Origin of the sequence: Nostoc sp. DedQUE09 (assembly GCF_034530915.1) — a bacterium.
Taxonomy (GTDB): Bacteria; Cyanobacteriota; Cyanobacteriia; order Cyanobacteriales; family Nostocaceae; genus Nostoc.
The window spans coordinates 1-12,947 of record NZ_JAVRCE010000111.1 but is presented as its reverse complement, the minus strand read 5'-3'; the positions used below and the strand labels follow the sequence as shown (position 1 = coordinate 12,947).

Annotated in this window: 8 protein-coding genes; 4 read left to right on the top strand and 4 right to left on the bottom strand. The window is 44.4% G+C overall.

The window, feature by feature from the left end; all coding sequences use genetic code 11:
* The first annotated feature begins 125 nt into the window (after positions 1-125).
* From bioF to RMY27_RS34535, 3 genes are all read left to right on the top strand, one after another.
* Positions 126-1,298, top strand: coding sequence for an 8-amino-7-oxononanoate synthase (gene bioF, locus RMY27_RS34545; RefSeq protein ID WP_322669308.1), 1,173 nt, complete (start codon positions 126-128; stop codon positions 1,296-1,298).
* Positions 1,299-1,635: 337 nt separating this feature from the next.
* Positions 1,636-2,130: an organic hydroperoxide resistance protein gene (locus tag RMY27_RS34540; RefSeq protein ID WP_322669307.1), complete on the top strand. Its 495-nt coding sequence runs from the start codon at positions 1,636-1,638 to the stop codon at positions 2,128-2,130.
* Positions 2,131-2,400: 270 nt separating this feature from the next.
* On the top strand, positions 2,401-3,519 hold the full coding sequence (locus RMY27_RS34535) for an alkene reductase (protein WP_322669306.1): 1,119 nt from the start codon (positions 2,401-2,403) through the stop codon (positions 3,517-3,519).
* 182 nt (positions 3,520-3,701) lie between these two features.
* Here the strand turns inward: RMY27_RS34535 and RMY27_RS34530 are convergent, their stop codons facing one another.
* Both RMY27_RS34530 and RMY27_RS34525 read right to left on the bottom strand, forming a co-directional pair.
* Positions 3,702-4,181: a response regulator gene (locus RMY27_RS34530; protein WP_322669305.1), complete on the bottom strand. Its 480-nt coding sequence runs from the start codon at positions 4,179-4,181 to the stop codon at positions 3,702-3,704.
* A complete protein-coding gene (locus tag RMY27_RS34525) occupies positions 4,174-9,822 on the bottom strand; it encodes an AAA family ATPase (protein ID WP_322669304.1) in 5,649 nt (1,882 codons plus the stop codon). The genes RMY27_RS34530 and RMY27_RS34525 overlap by 8 nt, the downstream gene beginning before the upstream one ends.
* A gap of 481 nt (positions 9,823-10,303) precedes the next feature.
* On the opposite strand from RMY27_RS34525, the gene RMY27_RS34520 reads away from it, so the two are divergent.
* Positions 10,304-11,020, top strand: coding sequence for a molybdopterin-dependent oxidoreductase (locus RMY27_RS34520; RefSeq protein ID WP_322669303.1), 717 nt, complete (start codon positions 10,304-10,306; stop codon positions 11,018-11,020).
* Positions 11,021-11,033: 13 nt separating this feature from the next.
* Here RMY27_RS34520 and RMY27_RS34515 read toward each other — a convergent pair whose 3' ends face one another.
* Together RMY27_RS34515 and RMY27_RS34510 are read right to left on the bottom strand one after the other, a co-directional pair.
* Positions 11,034-11,843 (bottom strand): Uma2 family endonuclease, encoded by an 810-nt coding sequence (locus tag RMY27_RS34515; RefSeq protein WP_322669309.1) that lies wholly within the window; start codon positions 11,841-11,843, stop codon positions 11,034-11,036.
* 62 nt (positions 11,844-11,905) lie between these two features.
* A complete protein-coding gene (locus RMY27_RS34510) occupies positions 11,906-12,802 on the bottom strand; it encodes a GNAT family N-acetyltransferase (protein WP_322669302.1) in 897 nt (298 codons plus the stop codon).
* Positions 12,803-12,947: the final 145 nt, after the last annotated feature.

Below are 12,947 nucleotides of genomic sequence, written 5' to 3'. Positions count from 1 at the left end.
TTTGGCTGATACTGTTGACAAAATCGCGATCTGAACGAATGAAACAGCCCTGCCTGCCCCCCTGCTCCCCTGCCCCCCTGCTCCCCTGCCCCCCTGCTCCCCTGCTCCCCTGCCCCCCATCCCCAATGACTGACCCTTATGCCTGGCTAGAACAGTCCTTAGCAACAATTCATCGGGCAGACTGGTATCGTTCAGTACAAACAATCCACGGTCGTCCGGGTGCAACGGTGGTTTTAGCTGGGCAAGAGGTAATTAATTTTGCCAGCAATGACTATTTGGGGCTGACTGGGGATCAGCGGTTGATGGCAGCCGCGACTGCTGCGATCGCAGAATTTGGCACTGGCAGCACTGGTTCTAGATTACTCAGTGGGCATCGGGAGTTACACAGGGAGTTAGAGGAGGCGATCGCATCTACCAAACAAACAGAAGATGCCTTGGTATTTAGTTCCGGGTATTTAGCAAATTTGGGTGCAATTACCGCCCTTGTGGGCAAGCGCGATTTAATATTCTCTGACCAGTACAATCATTCCAGTCTAAAAAATGGAGCGATTCTCAGTGGTGCAGCAGTTGTGGAATATCCACACTGTGATATTGCAGTATTAAAAACTCAGTTGAACCAGCAGCGGCAAAATTACCGACGCTGTTTGATTCTTACTGATACTGTCTTCAGCATGGATGGTGATTTATGTCCGTTACCTGCACTGTTGGATCTCGCTGATGAATTTAGCTGTATGCTGCTGGTTGATGAAGCTCATGCCACTGGGGTACTAGGAAAAACTGGGGCTGGGTGTGTCGAACATTTTGGATGTACAGGAAAGCAGTTAATTCAAGTTGGCACCTTAAGTAAAGCTTTGGGTAGTTTAGGCGGCTATGTGGCAGGAAGTAGCGCCCTAATTGACTTTTTACGCAACCGCGCACCCAGTTGGATTTATACCACTGGGCTTTCACCTGCTGATACAGCCGCGGCCTTAGCAGCAATCAAGATAGTGCAACAAGAACCGCAACGCCGTGCCCAATTGTGGGGAAATGTACATTACTTAAAAAATTTACTGCAACAACAGCTACCTAGCCTAAGATTGCTGCCTTCAGAATCACCTATATTATGTTTTCAATTGCCCAGTGCCACAGATGCACTCAAAGCTGGAAAACAGCTAAGAGATGCTGGCATTTTTGCCCCAGCAATTCGCCCTCCCACAGTACCCACAAGTCGGATCAGAATATCTTTAATGGCAACTCATGAAGCAGCACATATTGAAAAATTGGCAGCGGTGCTAAAGGATATTAGCTGGCGACAGTAGGGTATGAGGCATAATGAACAGAGTTCCGAGGTGGATTCATCCAGTTCAGAGGTAGGGTGTTGATTTTGTGGGAGAAATGCTCAAAATTCTTCATGCAGTTTCTGTGTTGTCAGTTGCGGCAGAAAACAAAATTCTTCTTTTTGAGAGCATGGATTGGCCAAAAACTTAAGCCGCCCAGTCTTCAACATCCAAAAAACGTACTGTCTCTAATGCTTCTTTCACAACATTCGTGGGACAATTGATTTGATTTGGCGCTGCTTGTGAACAAGCTCACTTTGGAGTAGTCCAATAAACTTTTGGATCGCTGGAATGAGTGTCGAAAGATAAAGGGAGACTCATGAATCCTAAGAAAGAAGAACTGATGCAACAACTAGGGCAACAGTACGAAGGTGCAGTGATGAAGCCTTTGTATACAGCTGTGGTGACTGTAACACCAGGGCAACAGGGACATGCACGGATGTCAGGTCATGCCCAAAGTAACGATGGTTGGCTGGATTTGAACTTGGCGTTTCCTGCTGAACTAGGTGGCACAGAGCAAGGAACAAATCCGGAGCAGCTTTTCGCAGCAGGTTATGCCGCCTGCTTTCATGGTTCGCTGGCTTTAGTTTCAAAAAAAGCAGGTATTGATGCTTCAACTGCCACGGTTACATGTGCTGTAACCATTGGCAGAGATCCAAACGATGGTGGATATATGTTGGCTGCTAAATTAACTGTCGCGCTTCCTAATCAAGACCAAGAGAAATCTGAACAGGTTGTTGCCCAAGCACACAAGCTTTGTCCCTACTCGAAAGCTATTCATGGCAATGTTGATGTAGAGGTGGTGCTAGCTTGAATTATGCTCCCGATAATTTTTTGTTGATATTTAATGTGTTAAGTAGGCACAAAAAGCGCGTTAAACGACAGCAGAAAGTTGAGCAATTTCGACTGCGTGATCAATGATGGCTTGGGGATAGTGGGGCCTAACCTGCTGGTGGGCTGCTGCTGCGGGCGAGTACCAATGTCTACGGCATTGAATGGATTGGCGCGAAAGAGGTATTGCCAGTCTATGATAGCAGCACGAATCAAAATAACCGTCATCAAATCAAAGGATAAGAGCTGAGATATGAGGGAAATTGACCTATTTACACCGCTAGAATTGGGTTCCCTAACGCTTCCTAACCGTATTGCTATGGCTCCCCTGACGCGCAGCCGTGCAGGTAGTGGACAAAAGAAAATTCCAACCGCTCTGAACGCGACTTACTACGCTCAACGGGCATCGGCAGGGTTGATCGTTGCAGAAGCCACTCAAGTTTCTTCCCTCAGTACCGCCTATCCCAATACTCCTGGCATTTTTACCCCTGAACAAACAGCGGGTTGGAAGTTAGTAACCGATGCGGTTCATCAACAGGGAGGACGGATTTTCCTACAACTCTGGCACGCTGGACGAGTTGCCCATCCTCTCTGGCATCCAGAAGGGGCAACCCCTATTGGCCCCAGCGCGATCGCAGCGGCAGGACAAACCTTTACGCCCCAGGGAATGCAGCCCTATGTCACACCAAGAACACTAGAAACGGATGAGGTTTCCGAAATCATTCACCAGTTTCAACAAGGGGCAGAAAATGCCCTCGCAGCAGGGTTTGATGGAGTAGAAATTCATGGGGCATTTGGCTATATTATCGACCAGTTTTTACAAGATAATGCCAATCAACGCAGCGATCGCTACGGTGGTTCCTTGGAAAATCGAGTTCGATTTTTACTCGAAGTTGTTGATGCTGTGGTGCAAGTGTGGGGTACTGGGCGAGTTGGCATCAAACTCTCGCCCAGTAACACCTATAACGGCATGGCAGATTCTGATCGCATTGCTACCTTCAGTTATGCGATCGCAGCTCTCAATGAATTTAATCTCGCCTATCTGCACTTGATGGAAGCTAGCGAGGCCGATTTGCGCCACGGTGGGCAAAAGATCCCCACCAGCTTATTCCGACCTATCTACAAGGGTATTCTCATGCTAAACGGTGGTTACACTAAGGAAAGTGCGAATGCTGCATTGGCAGACGGCAATGCGGATCTGGTTTCCTTTGGTACTTTGTTTTTGGCGAACCCAGATTTGCCGGAACGGTTTCGTCGGAATGCTGCACTCAATCAACCTGATCCTGCGACCTTTTATGCGGCTGCCTGTGATGATTCCGTTGACGATTGTGGGTTTTATAAGGGATATACAGACTATCCTGTCCTCAATTAACCATTGATAAGTAAGTCGCCAGCTACCCCTATTGTTAACCTAAGCAGGAGGGTCGCCCCTAGGTATGGTGTTGACTCATGAAAATTTTTGAGCCAATTTCTCACAAAGTCAACACCCTAGTTCAGAGGTGGATTCATCCAGTTCAGAGGTGGATGAACAAAGTTCCCAATCTCCAATCCCTTTTACAAAACTGGTAATTGATTAAACAAAACCCAATAAAAACCAAGCTGTTTGACTGCTTCGTTAAATTGTTCAAAATCAACAGGTTTGACGATGTAGCTATTCACCCCAAGTTGGTAACTCTCGATCATATCCTGGTCTTCAGCAGAAGAAGTCAGCACCACAACCGGAATCATTTGTGTGCGTGGGTCAGACTTGAGTTGCCGTAAAACTTCTAATCCACTTATCCTTGGGAGTTTTAAATCTAGCAAAATGACTTTGGGTTGATTTGTCATGCTACGGTGGGCGTAGTCTCCCTGACAAAAGAGAAAATCGAGGGCTTCGGCTCCATCTTGGAGCAGTTGAATCTGATTACTGATTTTGCCGCGACGCAATGCACGAATAGTTAGCTCGGCATCAGTAGGATTATCTTCAACTAATACAATGAAAGTTGGTTGCTCAGAAAATGGTTCAGTAGGCTGATCAATGGGTTGGTCAGTCATGGTTTATTTTATTGGGAAGGGTGAAGTAAAAGGTCGCGCCTTGATCAACCGCTGCTTCGGCCCAGATACGCCCACCGTGGCGTTGAATAATGCGTTGCACGATCGCTAGTCCGATCCCCGTACCTGCAAAATCTTGTTCGCGGTGCAGACGTTGAAATACCCCAAACAAATTATCGGCATATCGCATATCAAATCCGGCTCCATTATCTCTGATAAAATACACTCCTTCCCCATCCATAACCTCATAGCCCACTTCAATGTAAGCAGAGGATTTGTAGCGGGTGTACTTGATCGCATTTGATAACAGATTTATCCAGACTTGTTTGAGCAGTGAAAGGTCAGCGTGACACATGGGTAAATCAGCGATCGCAAACTCAATCTGACGACCCTTCAAATCCGGGGCTAAATCACTCAGCACCTTTTGAATCATCTCATTGAAGAAGACGGGTTGCCGGGTCATTTCCTTACGATCTAAGCGGGATAAGTTCAACAGATCATCGATCAACTCACCCATGCGTTTGGCATTCTCCCGCACAACTTTTAGGTAACGATTGCCTTCCGCATCGAGTTGCTTACCGTAATCTTCTTGGATCATTCTCGAAAAACCAACGATCGCCCGCAGTGGTGCCCGTAAATCATGGGAAACGGAGTAAGAAAAAGCTTCCAATGCTTTGTTAGCAGCTTGCAATTCGGCAGTTCGCTGGATGACTCGTTCTTCCAATTCAGTATTCAGTTGGCGGACTTCTGCCTCAGCTGCTTTGAGGGCGCTGATATCCCGCGTGACGCTAGAAAGATATTCTAGGCTGCCATCTGATGCTTTGTGAGCAATGATCAATTGGGAAACTGGGAATTCCCTGCCATCTCTGTCTATTAAAGCCGTTTCACCAACCCAAGTGCCATCTCGAACTGCCGTTGGAATTCCTTCATTTTGAACCAGTTCTAATGCCCACTGAGGATGATAATTGGGGATACTAAGGGCAGAATCTTTATCTAAAGGCTTTTCTGCTAGTTTGTTGGCTTGAGTGTTATTCCAGAGAATATTGCCTTGGGGATCAGCCATGCCAATATAGTCAGTAGAGGCTTCCAGGATGGTAATTAGGCGATCGCGGTCTTTCTCTGCCCGTTGGCGTTCGGTAATTTCAGCCCGTAAGGATTCATTCAGTTCTGCCTGCTGCTTCAATAGACGGGCATTGTCAATGGAAATGGCTGCTTGAGTAGAAAGTAAACTGAAGATTTCAATTCGCTCTGAGGTAAAGGCGCTGGTGGTGAGATTATTTTCTAAAAGGACGATTCCAGTTAGTTTTCCCTGGTTTAAAAGAGTAGTACAAAGGATTGATTTCGATTGGTGCTGAACAATCCAGGGTTCAGATTGAAAGTTGCCCAATTGAGCAGCATTATCAAGGACGATGCTTTCTTGGGTGCGAATCACGTAATTAATCAGTCCAGTTGGCAAGTATGGAGTGCTATCTGCCGATCTCGATTCCAGGGGAATTGATTGCAATACGGCGACTGTCTCATTGCCAATCGATCCCATCGCCTCAACTCGCCATTCATCTTGTGTTGGCAAAATCAGATAACCCGTTTGCGCCCCAGCATTCTCAATCAGGATGGTCATCAGTTTTGCCAGGAGTTTATCTAACAGAATTTCGCTGGCGATCGCTTGGGAGGCTTTCAAAACCGTTTCTATATCCAGTGCTTCTAACTTACTTGAAGTCGATTCTGTAGTCTCAACTTTACGTTTTTCGGTTCTTTCTGAGCTTATCTCTAGCAGTTGATAATACTGCTTATCCATCTGCTGGACTTTCGCGGTTGCCCCCCACCTTAAATAACCATACCTTGCCTCTTGCAGATAAGCTTTGGCGATCGTTATCCGGTTGTTTGCCAGATAAAACTTTGCTGCTAGTTCGTTTGCCAGAGCCTCTTCTTGGAGGTATTCGTTTTCTCTTGCCAGGATAATGGCGCGATCGTAGGCATCCATTGCTGCCACCACCTGACCCAACACCCGATACCGTTCTGCTTCTACCAAGTACCACTTATGCAGATAGTTCATTGGGGCATGGTGTGCCCAGAACTGCATCTGTTTCTGGTTTGCCTCAACCTGTTGTAGATAAGTTTCTTGGTAATTAGGCTGAACTTCCGAATAATCCGCCAAAAGCGCCAGGGAATGGTAAAAGTTGAGAACTGCCACCTGCATAAACCCAAAGGCTGCACCTGCTTGCTGTTGTGCCAAGTGTGCCTGTTTTAGCGCTTGGTCATACTCGCCGAAGTGATACAACAGAATGGTCTTAGCAACATAAAAAATGTACAGAACTGTGCCCGTTTTTGCTGCAATTAAACGCGGTAGCATATCCGCTTCATTAAAGCTCTCACCAATCAAGTAGCATCGCTCTTTTGCCAATCCACGCAAATTTAACCCTAGCTGTCTCCATATTTGAGTAAAGTAAGTTGGGATCTCTTGTTGAAGTTTGATGCAGAGGTCAACGTAGATTGCCTGCTGTTGAACAGCTGCGGCCAGGTTCTCTTCACAGAAAAACAGATAGCTACAGAGGTTAGCAGCTGCATAACCACCCCATTCAATATCTCCGGTATCTAGCCCAACTTGTACCGCTTCTTGCAAGGGAGCAATGCTATTTTTTGCATGTTCTTTCCAGGTTCTAATATTAGAGTTGAATAAGTTATAAATTTTTGCAGTCAGCTCTCTGGTGTTGAACATTTCGAGCAATGCTAGGGCAATTTTTCCAGCGTGATATCCCTCCTCGACCCTACCTGTTCCAGACAGCAGCAAGCCATAAAGACCATAACCAAATGCAGATAATGATGAATTACCGTACTCAAGACAAAGGTTGACCATAGTGATGATCAGCGGCGGAAAACTGTCCGGCTTCGCCATAAACACAGGCCCACACAAAATTATTAAAATCTGCATAGCAGAAAGTTTGTATGGATCGGTCATCACAGGCATGGTTGATAAGGTGTCGAGGCTAGGCAACTTTATCAGTAGGCTCTGTTCTTTTTCTAAAACCACCAGAGAACTATCGAGTTGTTCTAGAACTTGCAAACCAATTTCGATCGCTTTTATCAGTTCAAGCTGTGCCATACAAATTTGCATTTGTAATTCGTAAACTCTGACGCGATCAAGTAAGTTTGCAGCGTTATTTAAAGCAATCTCTGCCAGGATGTTTGCCTGCTCAAAATGGATATTCAAATATTCGGCTTCTGCCGCCTTAATGTAGAGCTTTAGGGTAAGAGCATATTGCCTTTGCCAGCAATCTTCTGCTAGCAAAGATAAGGCAGTCTGGAAATATTGTAGGGCTGAATTATAGGCAGCAGAGGCGCTAGCTTTGTTACCTGCCAAGTAATTTAACTCTGCTAGTTCATCTCGCTCTGACTGCTGTTGAATCAGTACTTTACCCAGGTTGAGTTGATTAGTGATATCAAAAATCTTTTGTTCTCGTTGCTCGACTGGAGTATTTTGTAGCAAGCATTTTCCAAGTTGCAGGTGGATGATTCTTTGCCTAGCTTCTGGCATCAGGGAATAGGCTGCCTGCTGAATGCGATCGTGAGCAAATTTGTATTCTATTGCAGGGTGGTCAGGAAGGGGCACATCCAACTCAACCGATTTGTAGGCATTGCTCATGGGCAGAATCAACCCTTGAGCGATCGCTACTCCCAATGCTTGGGCGGCTTCCCGTTGAGATAGTTCAGCCGCAAATGCCAGAGTTTCCAGATCAAAAGAGTTGCCAATGCAGGCAGATAGCTGTAACATTTGCTGCGTCTGAATGTTGAGCTTTTGAATCTTGCCTGCCATCAACTCCACAATATTATCGGTAATTCCTTGATTGTGAATTTGCTCTATCGACCATTGCCATTTATTTGTTTGGCGATCAAATTCCAGTAACCCTTCCGTGTAGAGAGATTTCAAAAATTCATTGATGAAAAAGGGATTCCCACCAGTTTTTAATTGCACCAGTTCCGCTAAGGGCAGGGAGTCCTCTGGTTGGCAGTGTAATGTATCTGCAATCAGCTGATTGATATCAGGTAGGCTCAATGCTGCGAGAGAAAGTTGGTTTACTACTCCTTCACCTTGGCGAATTTCCTCCACCATCTGGATCAGGGGATGGGCTGCATTTACCTCGTTATCCCGGTATGCCCCCATCAACAACAACGATTGTTTCTCGGTGGAGGTAGCTAGCAATTGAATTAGCTTCAGCGAGGCATTATCTGCCCACTGGAGATCATCTAAAAAGATGACGAGTGGATGTTCTGGCTGGGTAAAGACGCGAATGAAATTTTGGAAGACTTGGTGAAAGCGATTTTGGGCTTCTGTTGGCGGTAGAATTGGTACGTCTGGTTGATTGCCGACAATTAATTCCAATGTTGGAATTACCTGGGTAATAACGCGACTGTTTGAGGCGAGGGCGGTTAAAAGATTGTCTCGCCACTGACACAGTTGTACGTCGTCCTCGGTCAGTAATTGTTTGATGAGTGACTCAAAGGCTTGAGCGATCGCAAAGTAAGGAATATTGCGCTGATACTGGTCAAATTTGCCCGAAATAAAGTAGCCCCGTTGTTGCGTAATCGGTTTATAAATTTCCTGCACCAAAACTGACTTGCCAATACCGGAGTATCCTGCTATCAGCATCAGTTCAACTTGAGAAGACGACAGGTCATCCTTCCCATCTCTGTTATCTGCTACCCTGGCAAATGCTGCTAATAATGTCTCAACTTCTCTTTCTCTGCCATAAAGTTTTTCCGGGATATGAAACTTATCAGAAATATCCTGTTGCGCTAACAAAAAAGGCTCAATTCGTCCCCTATGTTGTAGCTGGATTAGACACTCTTCTAAATCAGTTTTAATTCCCCAGGCACTTTGATACCGTTCCTCTGCTGTTTTAGCTAATAGTTTCAGGACAATTTCTGAAACTATCACAGGAATTTCTGGATCAATAACATGAGGTAGAACAGGTTCCAGAGCCAGGTGGTAATGAATCAATTCCAAGGCATCACTAGATTCAAACGGCAGCCGATGGGTCAACAGTTGATAAAAGGTGACACCTAGAGAGTAAAAATCAGTTCGGTAGTCCAGAGAACGGTTCATTCTACCTGTTTGCTCTGGAGAGATGTAAGCTAATGTTCCCTCTAATACTGTTGGATTTTTGAGAGTTAATTTTTCCTGCGATCGGGCAGTTGAAATCCCAAAGTCAATAATTTTAAGTTGTTGTGTTTCTATATTTAAAACAATATTGGATGGATTAATATCTTTATGAATAATATTTGCACTATGAATTTCACCTAAAGCCTCAGCGATCTGAACAGCTAACTTCAGAAACTCTGTTAAGGAAAACCTTCTTGTCGCTATAATTTTTGTTAAGGATTCGCCTCCAAAGTCCTCCAGAATGATCGCAAAAGTGCTTTGATATTGCTGCAAGTCGTAAGCCTGGATAACGCCTTCCAATGATAAACTGCGCGTAATTTCGTATTCGAGCTTATAGCGCGTAATTTCTTCTCGCGTGGGGTAGTCTTTCTTCAAAATTTTAAAGATTAAAGGCAAATGATCCCGTTCACGAATTCCCCGATATACCCGTGAATTAGCACTTTCATGGATTTTTGCCCAAATTTTATATTCAGGAATTTCTAGCATGGTTCAACCGCCTTAAATTGATATACTGAGGGGCAAAGTAGGGTTGACTCGCAAGCCAGATTATACAATAGTCAAACCTTATGCCCTCAATATCACTACTCGGACGCACAAGTGCCAATACGGCAAAATCTTGTGTCTGAGAAAACTTTTGGCACAGCGCTCCGCCAATATACCCGGCTGCACCTATAATCAAGACATTTTTAACGGAAGAGCTTTTTTCGGATGAAAAGTCTTTGTTATTTGACATATTTGAAATTTGTAGCTAATTAAGGTTTTTTATGTTTTTAAAATAGCGTTTAAGACAAATTAAATATCCGTTATCAGTAGAAAATAAATGCGTGGGGATTTTTATGTGTGTAACTAACTTACAATCTTTAGGTTGACGATCGCAAGGCAGATAAATGCGAAATATTGACTTTTACCTTTGCTTTAACCCTTGAATTAGTCAAATTAGTAAAATCTATGTTTCTGTAGAGGTTTTATGAGTCTGATTCTTCCCAAACGTACCCTATCCCGTCGTCGATTACTACAAGTATCTGGGCTTTCAGGGGTAGGCTTTCTTCTTGGTGGCTGTGGAACAAATTTGTTCTCAGATAATCTGCGGCAAATATCTGAGCCATTGAACCAAAGTCTTGAAGCACTTCTGCTAACTCAAAAACCTATACCTGAATTTCCTGTTACTGCCATAGAAGCAGATAAATTGCTGGTAAATACCTTTGACTTTACCCCGCAAATTGATCCAGCACAGTTTCGCTTAATAATTGATGGTGAGGTCAATAATGCAATGCAATTGAGCATGACCGATATTCAAAAACTGCCCTTGACTTCAATGGTAATTCGCCATGTCTGTGTTGAAGGCTGGGCTGCGATCGTTCAATGGGGAGGTGTGCGATTACGAGATCTAGTAGCGCTGGTACAGCCTAAGTCAAACGTCCGTTATGTCTACTTCAAATCTGCTGATGGCTACTATGAAAGCTGGGATCTTGCTTCTGCCATACATCCCCAAACTCTCATGGCTTATCAAAAGAATGGACAACCCTTATCAGTTGATAATGGTGCGCCCATGCGCCTAGCATCCCCAATTAAACTGGGCTACAAGCAAAGCAAGTGGGTAACTCAAATTACATTCGTCAGCAATTTGTTACCTACTAAAGGCTATTGGGAAGATCAGGGCTATGAATGGTTTGCAGGGCTATAAAACAAGCAACAAGTTAATCTATATCAGGTTCAACGCCTAGCGATCGCAATTGTGCAATCAACCGTTCGGCCCGTTGTCTTTCTTGTTCAGCCCGTTGACTTTCTTGTTCAGCCCGTTGACTTTCTTGTTCAGCCCGTTGACTTTCTTGTTCAGCCCGTTGACTTTCTTGTTCTGTAGAAGTCAATACCCAGCCGCCTGTCCAATCATACCACCGTAACCAAGGCTGTTCTACATCTTGATAGCGTCCCTGCCAAACACCCAAGCCTAATTCTAATTCTGGTATCCAAAAGCGTGACTCTGACAGTGCTATCTCAGCATAACGACCGCCATCTAATTTAAACACCCTTAATTTATATTTGTACCGATCAAATACTACATAATAAGGAATACGTAGAATCTGCTCATACACTTCCCATTTTGCTGGTGGTTGCTTGATATCTCGCAATGTCTGCCCCAGGTCTTCCTTTTCAGTACCTGGAGACAGCAATTCAACCACAATAAAAGGATGAACTCCCTCTTGCCAAACAACATAACTTAAACGTAAATCTCGTTGTTCATAGAGGCGGGAAACACCTAAAACGGCAAACCAATCTGGTCGCTTATACCATAGTGGACGGCGCGGATCGTAATAAAGATTCAGATCGCTAGCAACAAATATCTCATCGCTTGGATAATTTGGTGGACGAAAGGTTTCGTCTAACAGACGAGGTTGCAATAAATGAAACTGATCGGGCAAACCAGGCTCCTCTGGGTCTTCACTAGGAAGATCGTACATGGTTGGCAATACATCTTTTGGCGATCGCGGCGGGTCAGTTTGATACATCATAAAGCAATCCTAATGATGAAACTTTCAGTTCTATTATGATTCAATTGTTTTTGAGTGACTCAACACCTTGCAGAACGGGGTAGCATAAATTTCTCGCCCTCCGCCGCAAATTTGCCGCGAACCATCAGCACAGTTTCATCAAAAGTATGGCTGAATGCTTGCACATCTTTGACATCCAGAAGTTCTGGACTAAAGTAAATCACCACTTCTTCGATGGGTTGAGGTATCTTACTAATAATATTCTTCAAAGGGCATATCTGCGTTGTCACTAAATCGAAAAGATGAAGTCGGTTATCTTCTATCTCCATACAGGCGATTAAATCTAAATCTTCTGCATAATATAAGGGACGACTTCCTTCATTGACACAGAACACAGGTTTTTCGTTGACTACGCCAACTATATTAGAGACAGGAATGCGTGTTTCTAAAAGTCTATGTAGCAATGTGTAATCTCTAGTATTGGTAAAATCCAGTACTCGGAACCTATCAGTGCCACCTGTAGAGTTACACTTAACTTTGAAGATGTGTTCTTCGACAACACGAAAACCAAAAGGTAAGTAAAGCTCCGGTTGTGGTGTCGTCAGTACCAGGGTTTGGTAAAGGCGATGTCTACGACCGGCTACGCCAACGCAATACCCTAGCACTTCCTCCATCACTTCACGGTAATACCCTCTCCGGCGAAATTCTGCACGGGTAGCTACTCCATGAACTCCTCCGACAGTGAGCCTTTGTCCCATAATTTGCATGGGAATTTCTAACACTCCCACATGGGTAATAGCTATATCATCATGAAAGCGCATAAACGGAGTTGAAGCTGTTTCCCAGGATGCACCTAGTTGTCTTGCACATTCTGCTAAACTGCTGAGTCCGGGAAATGTGACTTCCATCAAGTTAAAAAGCTTATCGCTTAAGCTGGGATCATCAGAGAATGACTGTTTGAAACGATACTGGCTCATAGTTCAAGTATTACAATCAATTCGGTAAAAACTACAAAATCAATTCCAGCAAATCCAGAAACAGCTGAAATATAAATGGATAGCAAGGGCGTAATACCAATTTAATATGAAGCTGCATAGAAAAGAGCTTCTAGGATAAAGTTAT

Excerpts from the sequence above, each read along its gene's own strand:
- RMY27_RS34520 (WP_322669303.1), top strand. The coding sequence starts at position 10,304 with ATGAGTCTGATTCTTCCCAAACGTACCCTATCCCGTCGTCGATTACTA.
- RMY27_RS34510 (WP_322669302.1), bottom strand. The coding sequence starts at position 12,802 with ATGAGCCAGTATCGTTTCAAACAGTCATTCTCTGATGATCCCAGCTTA.
- RMY27_RS34530 (WP_322669305.1), bottom strand. The coding sequence starts at position 4,181 with ATGACTGACCAACCCATTGATCAGCCTACTGAACCATTTTCTGAGCAA.
- RMY27_RS34535 (WP_322669306.1), top strand. The coding sequence starts at position 2,401 with ATGAGGGAAATTGACCTATTTACACCGCTAGAATTGGGTTCCCTAACG.
- bioF (WP_322669308.1), top strand. The coding sequence starts at position 126 with ATGACTGACCCTTATGCCTGGCTAGAACAGTCCTTAGCAACAATTCAT.
- RMY27_RS34525 (WP_322669304.1), bottom strand. The coding sequence starts at position 9,822 with ATGCTAGAAATTCCTGAATATAAAATTTGGGCAAAAATCCATGAAAGT.
- RMY27_RS34515 (WP_322669309.1), bottom strand. The coding sequence starts at position 11,843 with ATGTATCAAACTGACCCGCCGCGATCGCCAAAAGATGTATTGCCAACC.
- RMY27_RS34540 (WP_322669307.1), top strand. The coding sequence starts at position 1,636 with ATGAATCCTAAGAAAGAAGAACTGATGCAACAACTAGGGCAACAGTAC.